Here is a 14,912-nt window from a genome sequence, read left to right as displayed (position 1 = left end):
AGGTTTCATTAAAAGAAACCTCTAATTTTAAAAATTCACATCAATTTTAGTAGCAACTACATAATACAGTGCAAATACTAGATAGAATGATAGAAATTTATACTCACTCTCAAAAAGAGCACTTATCTATAGTGATCTTTTATATAGCGCAATAATTTTTCGTCTATTTGCTCTTGGAGAATCGACTAAGCAGTTAGCTAAATTAGCTAACTGCTTTTTCCATATTGTATTTATTATTATTCATAGCTTTATCCGTAATAGTAACGCTTGTGCACTATCTACTATAAATTTTCATATATTGTATTATGCTTGTCCAAAATGTGAAGTTAATACTCACGAAATCTAAATACAAGAAAGGAGTGAAAATATGCGCTCATCCATTCGTAAATTCGCTAATTTTAATTGTGAAGCACAAGCACCTAGTACACTACCTGCCCTAGGTTTTGCCTTCAATGCTACTTCACCTCAATTTGCAACATTATTTACACCACTACTATTACCTAGTACAGGCCCAAATCCTAACATTACTGTCCCTGTAATCAATGATACAATTAGTACTGGAACTGGTATTAAAATTCAAGTAGCTGGTATTTATCAAATTAGCTATACATTAACGATTAGTCTTGATAACGTTCCAGTAGCCCCAGAAGCAGCACGCTTTTTCTTGACATTAAATTCATCGACTAATGTTATTGCAGGATCCGGAACCGCAGTCCGTTCTAATATTATTGGAACTGGTGAAGTCGATGTATCAAGTGGCGTCATTCTAATTAACTTAAACCCAGGTGATCTAATTCAAATTGTCCCCGTTGAAGTAATAGGTACAGTAGATATTCGTTCTGCAGCGTTAACAGTTGCACAAATTCGTTAATAAGGTGAAACTTTAATCATTGGGGTTTAGTTCATCCCCCCATGATTATTAGCCCTCACCAATTGGGTTGCCCGTTAATGCGGGATAAAAACAAAAGACTTGGCTAACTAACATTTAATGTTCCTTATACACACTAAAATATATTTTTATAGATTTGACACACATTTATATCAAACAAGCATATTTTATTGTATGTTGACTATATAGTCATACAAATCTAAAGCGTTCATAAAAGCACACTTATATGTGTGCTTTATTTTTAATTAAAACCTACAACATTCTCAAACAATATCCATATATTATCTTGATTCCTCTCTAAATATATAGTTTGTCTCAGAGCGCTTTTAACAGCGCTCTTTTTATTTAAATTCCGATTTTTAAGGTTCGATTTTATGATTTACGTTATACACATGCTACGCTACTTTTGAAACAAGGTATACATCTAAAGACTGTAAGTGAACAATTCAGTTATAAAGATATGTTCATAACATTAAATCGCTATTCACATGTTTTGCCTGGAATGCAGGAGGATGCTGTTAAAATATGTAGTGAAAAACCATTTGAATAGTAATATTTACAAATATAAAAAATGCGGTTTCTCCTCTCAAGAGAAACCGCAACATATCAATGTTTTTACTATATTTTAAACTGACTCGTATACAGATCAAAATAAAACCCTCTATCTTCCATAAGAGACTCATGATTCCCTCTTTCTAAAATTCTTCCATCCTTTATAACAAGGATTTGATCTGCTTTTTCAATTGTTTTAAGTCGGTGAGCGATCACAAAACTTGTGCGACCTCTCATTAAATTATTTAGCCCTGCTTGTATTTGTAATTCTGTTCTTGTGTCAATATTAGATGTCGCTTCATCGAGAATTAATATATCTGCATCTGCTAAAATTGCTCGTGCAATCGCAAGAAGTTGTTTTTGTCCTTGACTTAAATTCGATCCTTCTGAAGCAATTTCTGTTTCATATTGATTTGGCAAATGCTTAATAAAAGAATGTGCAGATGCTGCCTTAGCTGCAGTGATAACTTCTTCATCAGTAGCATCTAAGCGTCCATAACGGATATTGTCCATAATCGAACCAGCAAATAAATACGTATCCTGTAAAACTACTCCTATTTTACTTCGTAAAGAATTAATATCATAATCTTTTATATCTTTTCCATCAATATGAATTTGTCCTTGTTGTATATCGTAAAAGCGAGTTAACAAATTAATGATTGTTGTTTTCCCTGATCCAGTCGGGCCAACTAAAGCAATTGTCTCTCCTGGCTGCGCTTTAAGACTCACTTCTTTTAAAATCGTTTTATTCTCTGCATAGCCAAATGAAACATTCTCAAGTGCAACATGCCCTTGTAAATTTTGTACAACAAATGCGTCTTTTTTATTTTGAATTTCTGGTACCTCATCCATAATCTCAAAAACACGTTCTCCACCAGCAACTGCCGCTTGAATTGTATTCATTAAAGTCGCAAATTGACTTAACGGTCTTGAGAATTGACGAGAATAATTAATAAAAGCCGCAATAACACCTACTGTTGTCATTCCGTTTAAGACCATAACTGATCCAGTCCCAATGACAAGCCCCATACCTAAGTTATTAATAAAGTTCATACTTGGAAAAATAAAAGCTGAAAATGTATCAGCCTTCGTAGCTGAAACTCTTAGCTGTTCATTAATTTTATTGAAATTTTGTACAGTTTCTTTTTCTTTTCCATACAACGTCGTAACATCCGCACCTGTAATTGCTTCCTCAATAAATCCATTTAATTCACCTAAATCTTTTTGACGCTTCGCAAAGTTTTTACCACTATATGCAACTAGTTTTTTTGTAACGTAAAACATAATAGGTACTGTAATTAAAGTTACAATTGCTAAAATCCAATTTAAGGCGAACATCGCAATCGTTACACCTATAAAAGTTAGCGCTGATGAAATAATTTGTACAACACTTTGTGTCAAAGCTTGGTTCAAATTATCTATATCATTTGTCACACGGCTCATTAAATCACCTTGAGAACGCACATCAAAGAACCGTAAAGAAAGCGTTTGGATTTTCTCAAAAATATCTTGTCGTATTTTTTGAATTGTTTTTAATGCAACGTTAATCATGACAAATGTTTGTAACCATGTTAAAAGTACAGTTACACCGTAAATCGCGATAAGTAACATACACATTCTTGCTGTACCACTTAAATCTTTCGGTACAATATATTGATCTATAATGACTCCCATAAAATAGGGACCTAATAATCCAAGTAAAGTAGTAACAACGACTAGAAATATAACAAACATTAGAGCAGCTTTTTGATAGCCCATATAGTTCCATATCCGCATTACAGTTCCTTGGGCATTTTTAGCTTTTCCCATCTTCGGTGTGTTTCGTCCACCTTTATTAGCAAATTGCCCTTGAAAATTACGCATGTTCTTCCCCACCTTCTTTATGCAAATTACCACCTTGGGAAAGATAAATTTCCTGATAAACCTCACTTCGTTCTAACAATTGTTCATGTGTACCATTGCCAACTAATTCACCATTATCTAATACAAGTATTTTATCCGCATCCATTATGGAAGAAATTTTGGACGCGATTAATAATGTCGTTGTGCCTTTATATTTTGTTTTTAAAGCTGTTTGAATAGTAGCCTCTGATTTTGCATCAACTGCTGATGTAGAATCATCTAATATGAGAATCGGTGGTTTTCTCACAAGTGCCCTTGCAATTGATACACGTTGTTTTTGTCCACCTGATAGATTTGTCGCACCTTGTGTTAAATTATATCGATAAGATTCTTCCAGCTTATTGATAAACTCAGTCGCACAAGCTGATGCAGCTGCTACTTCCAGCTCATCATGTGTTGCATTTTCTTTACCATAACGTAAATTCTCTTCTATACTACCTGAGAACAACAAAGCCTTCTGAGGTACAAACCCTATTGAAGCACGGAGTTTTTGCAAATCATATGTTTTAACATCTATTCCATCTATACATATTTCACCTTGATCCACATCATATAGACGTGGTAACAGTTTCGCTAAGGTAGATTTACCACTTCCAGTTGATCCAATAATCCCTACTTTTTCACCTTTTTGTATGCTAAACGAAATATCCTTTAAAACGTATTCATTATTTTTCGTATAGCTATAACTAACATTTTTAAATTCGATATTCCCCTCGATTTTCTCAGGTTCGATTGCATTAGCTGCGCTTATAATATCAACCTCGGTATTTAACACTTGCTGTACACGATCCGCAGATGGAAAAGCTCGCGCAATTTGAATAAATACCATGCTAATCGACATAAGTGACATTAAAATGATATTCAAGTAATTAATAAATGCCAAAATCGCTCCTACTTGAAGCGTTCCATTGAATACTTTTTCTCCACCAATCCATAATGTTGCGACAATCCCGCCACTTACAACTAGCATAATGATTGGCATCATTAAAGAAATAAGTTGCACAGCTCGAATATTTATCTTCGTTAAATTTGTATTTACATTTCCAAATTGGGCGATTTCGTATTTTTGTCTTACATACGCTTTTATAACACGTACACCAGATAAATTTTCTTGTAACTTTGTATTCACTTTGTCCAATGCCTCTTGCACCTTTTTAAATGTACCACTTGCTTTACTTGCAATTAAAATAATCGCAAGTAATAAAATCGGAACAACTACAAGTAATATTGGAAATAACTCTCTTGCTGTTACAAAAACAATAATTATACTTCCCATAAATAACAGTGGACCACGAACGAGAACACGTAATGTCATTGTCATTGCTGATTGAATGGAAGTGATATCATTCGTCACGATCGTTAATAATTTACCTGTTCCAAATGAATCACGATTATTACTAGAAAATGTTTCTATTTTCGCAAACACATCTTTTCGTATGTCAGTAGCGAAATTAACAGCTGCTTTTGTAGAATACATCATACACCCAAGCCCTCCAACTAAACCGAGTGCTGCTGCTCCTATCATAAGAAGCCCCATTTTTATTACATAATTTAAATCCCGATTTGCAATCCCAACATCAATGATATGTTGCATAATAGTCGGTTGAATTAAGTCCATCGCAACCTCAAGTACCATAAATAGCGGTCCAATAATAGCGAAGAACATGTATGGTTTTAAATACTGTAATAACTTACGAAATGATTTCATACATAATCTCCTTTTCCCATGAAATTACCACTGAATAATTCATATCCCTCCTTATTTAAGCGATATTTTTTGTAATTTCTTCATTACTTTTATTATATTATGCAAATTAATATTTAACATTATTAAATGATAAGTATTAATGACTTTCTGGTCAATACATATGCTTTATATTATGTAAATACAAAAACCGCATTCTTAATGAAAAGAATACGGTTTTTCATCTATAATTCTTCAATTGTAAAATTTAAAAACTCAGTCTCAAATCCATTATTTTTAGAAGGACTACACGTGTAAAAACCTATTTTAATAGGCTCACTCCCTATATCCTCCATTAAATGAGCGATTCTTATTTGTTCCCATTGATGGCTCTTTTTCACATATATTGTATAATCACCGCGTTTTCGAATAATTCGAAAACGAAGTTGTTGCTTAGCTGCTTCTGTTGGATAATCTTGCGTTGACCAATCAGAATATCCATTATTCGTTACGACAGCACCTAAGTGAGATGGCCCTTCAGGGATATATTCTAAAGATGTTTTTAGCCAACAGTTCTCCGAAATCATAACAAAAAGACCTGCTTGATCGAATTTTGAATTTGGATTCATACGTAACTGAACTTCAGCTTGAAAGTCTGTCATCATCTCATTATAAAATACATGACCATTCATTACTTCAAAACCATAATGTGTTTTAAGCCAAAAATCGGTTTCTGCTTTCGAACGGACAATAAACGCATGATTATCATTAATTTTATAGTATTCAGGTACATTCATTATAGTGAGTTGCTCAATACGTTCTGGTATATATGATATATTCATAGCTCCTCCATAATAAAGCATTTATATAGACATTTAAAACTCCGCTAATACTGGGAATTTATAACCTTTAAAATCTAACTCTTTATCACTTCGAACCATTAAATACTTGCTAGACTGTAATTCTGTAAACTGTACATCCTCAACCCCTAATTGATCCGGTGAAAAATAAAATTCGATTTCCGTAAACCTTTCATTGATTTCTCCACATAATTCATCTAAAACCGGAAGTACTGGCGCAAATACTCCAAATAATTTCAACTTTTCATTGTCTACTTCATAAACGATTAAAGCATCTAGTTTCTCTGAATAATACAATTTCTCATTCCATTCCGAATCATACATATTCAAATAAAATGAAGGATGGAAGTTTAAAGTTGAAAAACTATTTGAAAGTCTTTGGCTACTATCAATCGTTTCATGTATTAACTGTCTATTCTCTATATTATAGAAATCTAACTTTTTAAGTAGTGAATGGTTATTATTAATATTTTTATCATATGGTATAGTCATCAAATATTCCTGCACAACTTTAAATCCAAATGCTGTATATAGTTCAGGTTTTTCCGTAAACAATAATGCACATTCACATTTCTTATCAATTTCTTCTATCATTTTACTCATTAATTGTGTCATTAGCCCTTGTCTACGGAAATTAGGGTGTGTCATTACTGATTGAATACCCGCCGCATTTATTTTTTCACCATTAATTAATAATGGGAGTGAAAATGCCGCAACATTTGCAATCACTTTATCTTCTTGTAAAAATGATAAAGCTTTATATGTATCATCCCAATATCCTTTATCCGAAAAATCATTCAATGTTTGAGTTGTAATTCCAAACACTTCTTCAAATAAAGGAAATAACTGCTCTCTTTTCGGTTCTTCTATTAGAAGACTTGCCAATTTTTCAACATTCCCCATGTTGTACCTCCAAATGTTAAATTCCATTAAATTAGATATACTTATATGACCTACTCTTAAAAATAGAGGTCTTACCAATCAATATACTATCATAAAACATAAAAAAAAAGTCTAATTAATTTTATGTTTCGACTATTTGAAAATAAGTCGAATAAAAAAATATTAAGATTTTCGGATATTAATTAGTTTATTTTATAAAAATAGCGCTTTCTAATTAGCTTTTACTAATAGAAATACACTATTTATAATAAAATATTTTTATTCTTTTATCCCTTCAAGTCTTTCCTTCGTATTAATTTCTTCTCCACTTATACGCTTTTCAAAAGACTTTCTCCAACTATTTGAAAGTGCATTTACTTCTAATATCCTTTTTACCCCTTCAATATTTTGTTTTTCCTTATGCATAATACGGTTAGCGAATGCTACTGAAACACCTTTTGGATCAGACTGTAGTCTTTTTAAGGTGTCGACTGATGATACCCATCCTTCTTTTAATACACGAAAATAAAATCCTGTATATCCTGTTTCTTGAAAATATAGTGGTAACTTTGGAATATTATATTTTTTTGCTAATTTAAAACAAGGTTGCCTTGGTTGTGTTACCTGTACGATTGCCTGTCCTAGCTCAAACGTATCACCAATACAAACATCCTCTTCGCTCATACCACTAACTGTTATATTTTCTCCGAAAGCCCCATATACAAGATCTTGATTCAATTCTTTTTCCCAGTATGGATAGTGATCACCAGTATAAACACAAACTGCTTTATCTACTCCTCCATGATGAACTAAGTCAGCTTGTCCATCCCCATTAAATTTTACAAAGGATAAATATACCGGTTCCTTTACTTGTTTCTTATTTATGCCTGTATGAATTACCTTTCCACCGTATGTAACCTCTTTTGGTAATCCTATATTTAAAGATAATAATTGATATTCATTAGCCATTCTATTTCCTCCTTTAAAGGTGTTACATGTATTTTCTCTCAATTAATTTTTACAACCCTCTCTGCTATATAAAGATGATTATAAAACCTTTAAAATCATTGTTCAATTCAATTATTTATATAATAATGATAGGTATAACCTATTATTATACTTGAGGTGATTCCAATCGAATTACGACAACTTGAATACTTTTTAGCTGTTTCAAAAGAATTACATTTCACAAAAGCAGCTGAGAAATTAAATATTTCACAGCCTTCACTAAGTCAACAAATACGTGCATTAGAGCATGAAGTAGGAATGCCACTTTTCGATCGAATTGGTAAAAAAATATCTTTAACTGAAGCAGGGAAGATTTTATTATCACATAGTAAAACCATTTTTCATGAAGTCGAACAAGCTCGTTCAGCTATTCAAGATCTAAACGGATTACAGCAAGGTTCCTTAACAATAGGGGCTTTGTTAACCGTCGTAAATTATTTACTACCACCAGCTATTTTAAATTTCAATAATTTATATCCCAATATAGAGCTTTCTGTATTAGGGCTTCGCACAGGAGATATTCGTGAAAAATTATTACGAAACGAACTAGATATTGGAATTACATTTCTGCCGGTGCAAGATAAAGAGATTATCTCTATCCCTCTATACAAAAGCGATCTTACATTAGTCGTGCCAACTGGTCATCGATTAGCTGAACGTAATCATGTATCTATTGCTGAATTACAGAACTACCCTTTAATTCTTTTACCTAAAAATTTCTTTTTAACCGAACTAATTACATCTCATTGTCAAAAATTCAACTTTAAACCAAGACCAATTTTAGAAATTAGCACGATGGAATCTTTAATCCAAATGGTTTCCAAAGGAATGGGAATTACAGTGTTACCCAAACCATATATAGACTTTTTACAAAATAAAAACATTCAAGCTATTAAAATAGAAAACCCTACTCCAACAATTGAAATAGGGCTAATTTATAGAAAAGATAAATATATGTGTGCTGCAACTCGAGAATTTATTGAGCAACTAAAAAGTACAGTACGTTCTTTCCAAAACTAAACAAAAGAGATTATCCTATGAAACCGTTTCACAACGATCTAGTAGAATAATCTCTTTTCAAAACAAAGTAAACATTATATTAAACTCTTATAAATTTTAATGTACCTTTTTAGATATTGGAATATATTTTGTAAAATATGCACCAACTAGCAATAATACAATTGAAAATAACCAAGTAAAAGCACCGCCAAAATGAAACCAATATGCAAACATATTTAAGATTGCGAGTAAAAAGAAGCAAATAGAAGTTAACGCACTTTTCAATCCTTTTATCCCAGATTTTTTTCTCTTTTGATAAGCAATATACATCGCAATAACAAGAAAAAAGATAAGAACAAATGGTAACATAACTTTTAGCATTGGTAATCCCTCCTGTATAAACGCACTCTTTACACTACCATATTATACCACATAGTACTAAAGAACTTTTATTCATTCCTGTTGTTTTTCACTATCTTTCCTTCACATCAGACCTCATCAAAACTCTCAACTAATGATTATTTGCTAACTGATAATTGCCTTGTTAAGATTATGGTAATAATAGAGTTCCAAAATAAAGTGATTTGACATCCGATAAACAAAAACAATACATTGTCCCCACTTATAAGCAATCATCTAATTCATGAAACTAAGAAACTTATTTATCAAAGCAAAAGGAGAATTTATGTATGAGCAATTGCAAACCAATTGATGAATTAACTATTGAAGACCTAAAACAAAACCCCATTTGGGAATGGGCAATAGATGAAGAGGAAAACGAAGAACATGACGAAACATGGGTAAAACCAGCAGCAACTACTAATTTTACAGAGGAGCTAAACGGTTCAATCGTACTAGGCAAACTATTCTTACATAATGGTGAAAAATTCCCTATGATGTTTGAAATTGACATTGAAAATAACGAGGCAGTAATTCGTTCTGTTGTTTATTATAACGAAGCAGAAAATGAGTATATTGCTATAGAAGATATTGTGAAAATGGGCGAAATGCCGTTATCGATTATTATTAACCTAACAATTCATGCAGAATCCAAAACCTTACGCTTCACTGCACATAAAGTAGATATTTGTAAAAGTTCAATAACGACTAATTTAAATTAAAGTTGGGCGAAATAAAGAAAACAATTATTAAATAAAGTGAAGCTTTAATCAGTGGGGGTCTTACTGCCCAGCAAATAGCGGGATAAAAACCGGAAAATGATTATCGATTCCCCGGTTTTTCAAACTAGATTAAAGTATTCCCTTTTCTACTAAAGTCTCTGCGATTTGAACTGAATTCCAAGCCGCACCTTTTAATAGGTTATCAGAAACAATCCAGAGGTGGAATCCGTTTGGCATATCAGGATCTTTACGTATTCTTCCGACAAATGTATCTATTTTCCCTTCTGCATATAATGGCATTGGATACAGCTGTTTACTAGGGTTATCCTGCAAAATAACACCTGGTGCATCCATTAATACTTCCTTAATTTCCGTAACGGTTGCGTCTTTTTCCAGTTCTATATAAACCGATTCTGAATGCCCTGATACAACTGGAACACGTACACAAGTAGCTGCCATTTTCAGGTTTTCATCTTCTAATATTTTCTTCGTTTCTTGAATCATTTTTACTTCTTCAAAAGTAAAATCATTGTCTGTAAATATATCTACTTGAGGCAGTACATTAAACGCTATTGGGTAATGTTTTTTATCTTTTTTCGCCGGTAATATATTACTTTTCACTTCTTCACCAGCAAGCATAGACTTAGCCTGCTCTTGTAATTCATGAATCGCATGAATGCCAGAACCCGATACGGCTTGATATGTTGAAACGATAATTCTTTCTAAACCGAATGATTTTCGAATCGGCTGAAGTGCTGTTACCATCTGTAATGCTGAACAATTTGGAACTGCAATGATACCTTTATGCTGCTTTAAAGTATGCGCATTCACTTCCGGAACAACGAGCGGTACACCTTGTGCCATTCGGTACTCACTTGTGTTATCAATTACAATCGCACCACTAGAAACTGCATGAGTTACAAATTGTCTAGATACTTCTCCCCCAGCGCTAAAAAAGGCAATATCTACACCTTCAAAGCTAGTTGTTTTTGCCTCTTTTATAATTATCTCTCGTCCTTTGAATCTTACTTTCTTACCAGCGGATCGTTTTGACGAAAGCAATGTAACTTCAACTATATTAAACTTCATTTCATTCTCTAACAGTTCAATAATTTTTTGCCCTACCGCACCTGTAGCCCCAACAACAGCTACATGATAGCCCTTTTTTTTCATCTTTTCTCCTCCAATATCACCTGAATGAATATTTCTACAATTTAATTTTATACAGAATTTAATCATTTGGAAAATTAAAATACATGATATAATCATTCACAAATCATGATAATAAAAGAGGGATCGCTTATGGAAATGAGACATGTTAAAACATTTTGCGCCATTGTGAAGTATGGTAATTTTTCTAAGGCTGCGCATGCGCTAGGTTATGCGCAATCTACTGTTACAGCACATATGAAAGCTTTAGAGAACGATTTACATATTCCTCTTTTCGATCGGTTAGGGAAAAAAGTGCTACTTACAAAAGCAGGTCATCAATTTCATCCTTATGCATTAGAATTACTTTCAATATATGAAAAAGCGCGAGAAATCCCCCAAAATAAAGATTATTTAGAAGGTACATTAAGTATTACATCTAATGAATCATTAGCGGTATACCGATTACCACAATTATTACGTACTTACAAACAGAAAAATCCAAAAGTAAATATCGTACTTGAAACAAACACAAATGAACAAGCATTACAAAAATTACGTGAAGGAGAAACAGACGTTGTCTTCATAATTGGAGAAAGTATAGAACATAATGATTTTATTACGCGTACTTTTAGTAATGAAACATTTGGATGGATTTTACCATCTTATTCCTCTGCGCATACAAATCCATTCCAGTTATTACAAGACACCCAGTTCATTTTTACAGAACAAAGCTGCGGCTATAGGCCAATGGTAGATCGTTTTTTACGTCAAAGTGGAAATATTCCAGCTAAAACATTTGAAACTTCCAATGTTGAAGTTATTAAACAATCCGTTATGTGTGAGTTAGGCATTTCAATTCTTCCTTATATCGTTGTACAAGAAAGTTGCCAAAAAGGACAACTATGTTTTCAACCTATCGAAACTCCAACAGTTATTCAAAGTTATGTAATCTATCATAAATCTAGATGGATTTCCCCGGTATTACAATCGTTCCTTTCCTTACTTGAACGAGACTAAAATATTAAGACGTACATAGAAAAAGAGTAATTGCCTAATAAGCAATTACTCTCTTTCATTAATTAGTATACTATTTATTAGTCTGTCCCCCACCTGCAATTAATTTACTACCTGAATATGTACCTTTGTTCATAAACACTTGATTAATTAATTCTTTTTGCTCAGCTTCCGACATTACTCCTTTTCCTTCTCCTAAATTCCCACTTTGTAATTTCCAAATCTTATTATGATCCCCATCAACCTTTTCATATTTCCCTTGTTTCCATCGTTCTAAAATTTCTACATATGTACTTCCCTGTACAAGATCATTACTCTTTACAATATCAATTAAGCTTTCAATCCGCTCTTGTGTAATAAAAATATAGCCCCACTTTTGATCAGCTTTCGCTTTTTGATGTGCCATTTCATGTAATGCTGTCTGTATGTTCTCATCTGTCCATTTAAAATTTTTATTAAAACCACTATTCGGCAATGAATAATTTCCATTTTCTAAAAGCTTTGCATCTTCTGCTTTTACGTTACTATCAGCTAATACTTCTACTGCTGGAGCAGCTGGTGATGCCTTTTTCGCAGCTGGTTTACTATTATTTAAATAATGCAGCATACCATATGTTAAACCTACTCCAATTACCGCCATACCAGCTATAACACCTATTATTTTCAAAAATGTTTTCATCTCGCTTGTTTCCTCCCAAATATCTCCGTTCTGACTACCTAATTATTTCTTATATAAAAACTGTTACTTCATTCAAAATATCGCATCCCATCCCCTATCATATTATTTATATATACTTCCTCATATTGTATTTCTTTTTCTTTAAAATTGAAAGATTATTCTGTTAAATAATGAAAATATTCTACAAATTTTTCCTTTATATTTATAAAGAAACAAAAAAACAACGAGCGCGTTCTACAACACTCGTTGTTTTTACTTTATGCACGATTTTCTTTTAACCACTTCGTAATAGCATCTAACTTCGAAACATCAAAACGTCTTTCTTCACACACGTTCAAATTTTGTGAGTTTCTCACTATTTCTAATTCATTATTTCTTACACTTTTTGCCTCAATTAATTTACAATACCCATCTGTAACAGTATTTAAATTTTCATAATAACGCTGAAACGATTTTGATATATGTAAATGTTTTTCAAAGTTTCTCCTTCTTTTCGTTTCATCAGATACTTTCCGTTTTCTAAGTTCTTCATCGTTCGTATATAAATAAAAATATTGATCTGGAAAACCAATTTCCCTATTTATCATCTTTTCTTTATAAAAATTTTCTATTAAAGATAATGGCTGATTAAATATATCAAAATGAAAACACCAATTATAACTAAGTGGCTGATATATATCGCCATCGAGTATTACTAATTCATATTGCTTTGACTTCTGAACAGCTATATTCCAGCGCTCAACTTGTTTTTCAAAATACCATGTTCTATGTTCATTTTTTGGTCTTTCAAATAAAGAATTCACTTCAGGTATTATATAAGCACCATAATTCTTTTCTAATTCACGGCACGTGGTACTTTTACCAACAGCGCTTGCTCCCTCAAATGCTATTATCCCCATAGTTTCTCCCTCTTTCATTAACTAAAATTTCGTTGTTTCGCTTTTCTTCCCCATAACTTTCTCCATAAAACAATTGAAGCGACAGTGAGCATGATTGTTGTAATGATACTACCTTCAATTCCGAACGTGCCTCCATGCAATGTTTCTGGTCCATTTGTTATAGACTTAAAAATTGGAGTAGAATATACAGTTGTGCCACTAACTGCAAAACCATATACATTATATTGAGCCCAGTTCCAAATTGAGTGCCATGCACATATTCCCCACAGACCGTCTTCTTTCAATACATATAAAGCTGCGAAAACACCCACTAATATTATATTCGATATAGATAATATTGTAATTCCTGGATTAAGTAGATGAAGAAATCCAAATAAAAATGAAGTTACAATTATTCCAACCCATATACGACTTCTAACAGAAAGAACCGGGAATAACCAACCTCGTACAATAATTTCTTCCGTTGCCCCTTGTATTAAAAATGCAACTAGAGATCCTACTATTCCTACTATCACTGTTGAGGTAATATGTTGTACTTGCAATTTCACACTCCCCATTAATAATAGTAGAATAACTGGCGTTGAAATAAATAAAAACCCTATTAACGCACCTTTTAAATACTTTCTCATCCATTTCTCTTTCCAAAAGCCAATGGATGAAAAAGGTCTTTTTTCTACAAAACGAACCCATATAAATAAAATAAATATAGCTCCGCCAAACGTTAACACCATTCTAACATTGTCATAAATACCTTTCATGAATATCGTTTCAGCTTTCGGTAAAAATAACATAAATAACATAAAAAGTTCGCCTAAAGTCAAAAATATAATGGCTAATATTACAGCAAAGACTGGATGGACCTTTTTTCTCCCTGCTTTTGCTGCTTCAATTATTATAAATGAATTATTTTTCACTTTCTTTTCTCCTTTTATAATATTTAACTACCAACAGTAACCAACCATATTTTACCACGAAAAATATATTATTAATATTTACTCTAAGTTTTTCTTACATGATTTTGCATAAATCCCAATTAGGAATAATATATAAATAAAAGAGGTTCCTTTGTGCCTTTACTATTATCACCCAGATTACTCAGTGGTATTACCAGCACTTGCTATTTCCCACCATTTGTTGTAAGATAGTAATTAAGGTCAATTTAACACTATATTTTCTTTGCATATTATCAAGTATCAATCAGGGACAGTTTGTACTCCTTATGGGTTTTTGATAATATGTGAAATTTTATTTTCATTCAAATAAGGCCGATC

General features: G+C 32.4%; 14 protein-coding genes. 4 read left to right on the top strand and 10 right to left on the bottom strand.

Translation table 11 applies throughout. The annotated features are described in order from the left end of the window. Positions 1 to 367: 367 nt before the first annotated feature. The gene (exsF, locus tag NST27_RS11580; protein ID WP_001257877.1) at positions 368 to 871 is read left to right on the top strand and encodes an exosporium protein ExsF; all 504 of its coding nucleotides are present in this window, start codon (positions 368 to 370) and stop codon (positions 869 to 871) included. A gap of 636 nt (positions 872 to 1,507) precedes the next feature. On the opposite strand, the gene NST27_RS11575 is transcribed toward exsF, so the two are convergent. The 5 genes from NST27_RS11575 to NST27_RS11555 form a co-directional block, all read right to left on the bottom strand. Next, the gene (locus NST27_RS11575) at positions 1,508 to 3,304 is read right to left on the bottom strand and encodes an ABC transporter ATP-binding protein (RefSeq protein ID WP_001243556.1); all 1,797 of its coding nucleotides are present in this window, start codon (positions 3,302 to 3,304) and stop codon (positions 1,508 to 1,510) included. Continuing rightward, a complete protein-coding gene (locus NST27_RS11570; protein WP_000834788.1) occupies positions 3,297 to 5,051 on the bottom strand; it encodes an ABC transporter ATP-binding protein in 1,755 nt (584 codons plus the stop codon). The genes NST27_RS11575 and NST27_RS11570 overlap by 8 nt, the downstream gene beginning before the upstream one ends. A 221-nt stretch (positions 5,052 to 5,272) precedes the next feature. After that, entirely contained in the window at positions 5,273 to 5,869 is a 597-nt protein-coding gene (locus NST27_RS11565; RefSeq protein WP_001027681.1) for a DUF1349 domain-containing protein, read from the bottom strand. Positions 5,870 to 5,902: 33 nt separating this feature from the next. Next, positions 5,903 to 6,790, bottom strand: a complete 888-nt coding sequence (locus NST27_RS11560; RefSeq protein ID WP_000528676.1) for a GNAT family N-acetyltransferase — start codon at positions 6,788 to 6,790, stop codon at positions 5,903 to 5,905. A gap of 258 nt (positions 6,791 to 7,048) precedes the next feature. Next, a complete protein-coding gene (locus tag NST27_RS11555; protein ID WP_001262998.1) occupies positions 7,049 to 7,738 on the bottom strand; it encodes an MOSC domain-containing protein in 690 nt (229 codons plus the stop codon). 156 nt (positions 7,739 to 7,894) lie between these two features. On the opposite strand from NST27_RS11555, the gene NST27_RS11550 reads away from it, so the two are divergent. Next, positions 7,895 to 8,797 (top strand): LysR family transcriptional regulator, encoded by a 903-nt coding sequence (locus NST27_RS11550; RefSeq protein ID WP_000612241.1) that lies wholly within the window; start codon positions 7,895 to 7,897, stop codon positions 8,795 to 8,797. Positions 8,798 to 8,893: 96 nt separating this feature from the next. On the opposite strand, the gene NST27_RS11545 is transcribed toward NST27_RS11550, so the two are convergent. Further along, a complete protein-coding gene (locus tag NST27_RS11545; protein WP_000921856.1) occupies positions 8,894 to 9,157 on the bottom strand; it encodes a hypothetical protein in 264 nt (87 codons plus the stop codon). A gap of 308 nt (positions 9,158 to 9,465) precedes the next feature. Here NST27_RS11545 and NST27_RS11540 point away from each other — a divergent pair, with 308 nt between their 5' ends. After that, the gene (locus NST27_RS11540) at positions 9,466 to 9,897 is read left to right on the top strand and encodes a hypothetical protein (protein WP_000063765.1); all 432 of its coding nucleotides are present in this window, start codon (positions 9,466 to 9,468) and stop codon (positions 9,895 to 9,897) included. A 129-nt stretch (positions 9,898 to 10,026) separates the two neighbouring features. On the opposite strand, the gene NST27_RS11535 is transcribed toward NST27_RS11540, so the two are convergent. Then, a complete protein-coding gene (locus NST27_RS11535; RefSeq protein ID WP_000726548.1) occupies positions 10,027 to 11,070 on the bottom strand; it encodes an aspartate-semialdehyde dehydrogenase in 1,044 nt (347 codons plus the stop codon). A gap of 129 nt (positions 11,071 to 11,199) precedes the next feature. Here NST27_RS11535 and NST27_RS11530 point away from each other — a divergent pair, with 129 nt between their 5' ends. Further along, on the top strand, positions 11,200 to 12,066 hold the full coding sequence (locus NST27_RS11530; protein WP_000425904.1) for a LysR family transcriptional regulator: 867 nt from the start codon (positions 11,200 to 11,202) through the stop codon (positions 12,064 to 12,066). A 70-nt stretch (positions 12,067 to 12,136) separates the two neighbouring features. On the opposite strand, the gene NST27_RS11525 is transcribed toward NST27_RS11530, so the two are convergent. The 3 genes from NST27_RS11525 to NST27_RS11515 all read right to left on the bottom strand — a co-directional run bounded on the left by NST27_RS11525 (position 12,137) and on the right by NST27_RS11515 (position 14,555). Then, entirely contained in the window at positions 12,137 to 12,742 is a 606-nt protein-coding gene (locus tag NST27_RS11525; RefSeq protein WP_000846982.1) for a PRK06770 family protein, read from the bottom strand. Between the two features lie 257 nt (positions 12,743 to 12,999). Further along, on the bottom strand, positions 13,000 to 13,659 hold the full coding sequence (locus tag NST27_RS11520) for an AAA family ATPase (protein ID WP_002005064.1): 660 nt from the start codon (positions 13,657 to 13,659) through the stop codon (positions 13,000 to 13,002). Then, on the bottom strand, positions 13,659 to 14,555 hold the full coding sequence (locus NST27_RS11515; protein WP_000794817.1) for a CPBP family intramembrane glutamic endopeptidase: 897 nt from the start codon (positions 14,553 to 14,555) through the stop codon (positions 13,659 to 13,661). Before NST27_RS11515 ends, NST27_RS11520 begins: the two co-directional genes overlap by 1 nt. Positions 14,556 to 14,912 lie beyond the last annotated feature (357 nt).

Source organism: Bacillus sp. FSL W8-0770 (assembly GCF_038008705.1).
GTDB lineage: Bacteria > Bacillota > Bacilli > Bacillales > Bacillaceae_G > Bacillus_A > Bacillus_A cereus.
This window is presented reverse-complemented; position numbering and strand designations above follow the sequence as displayed.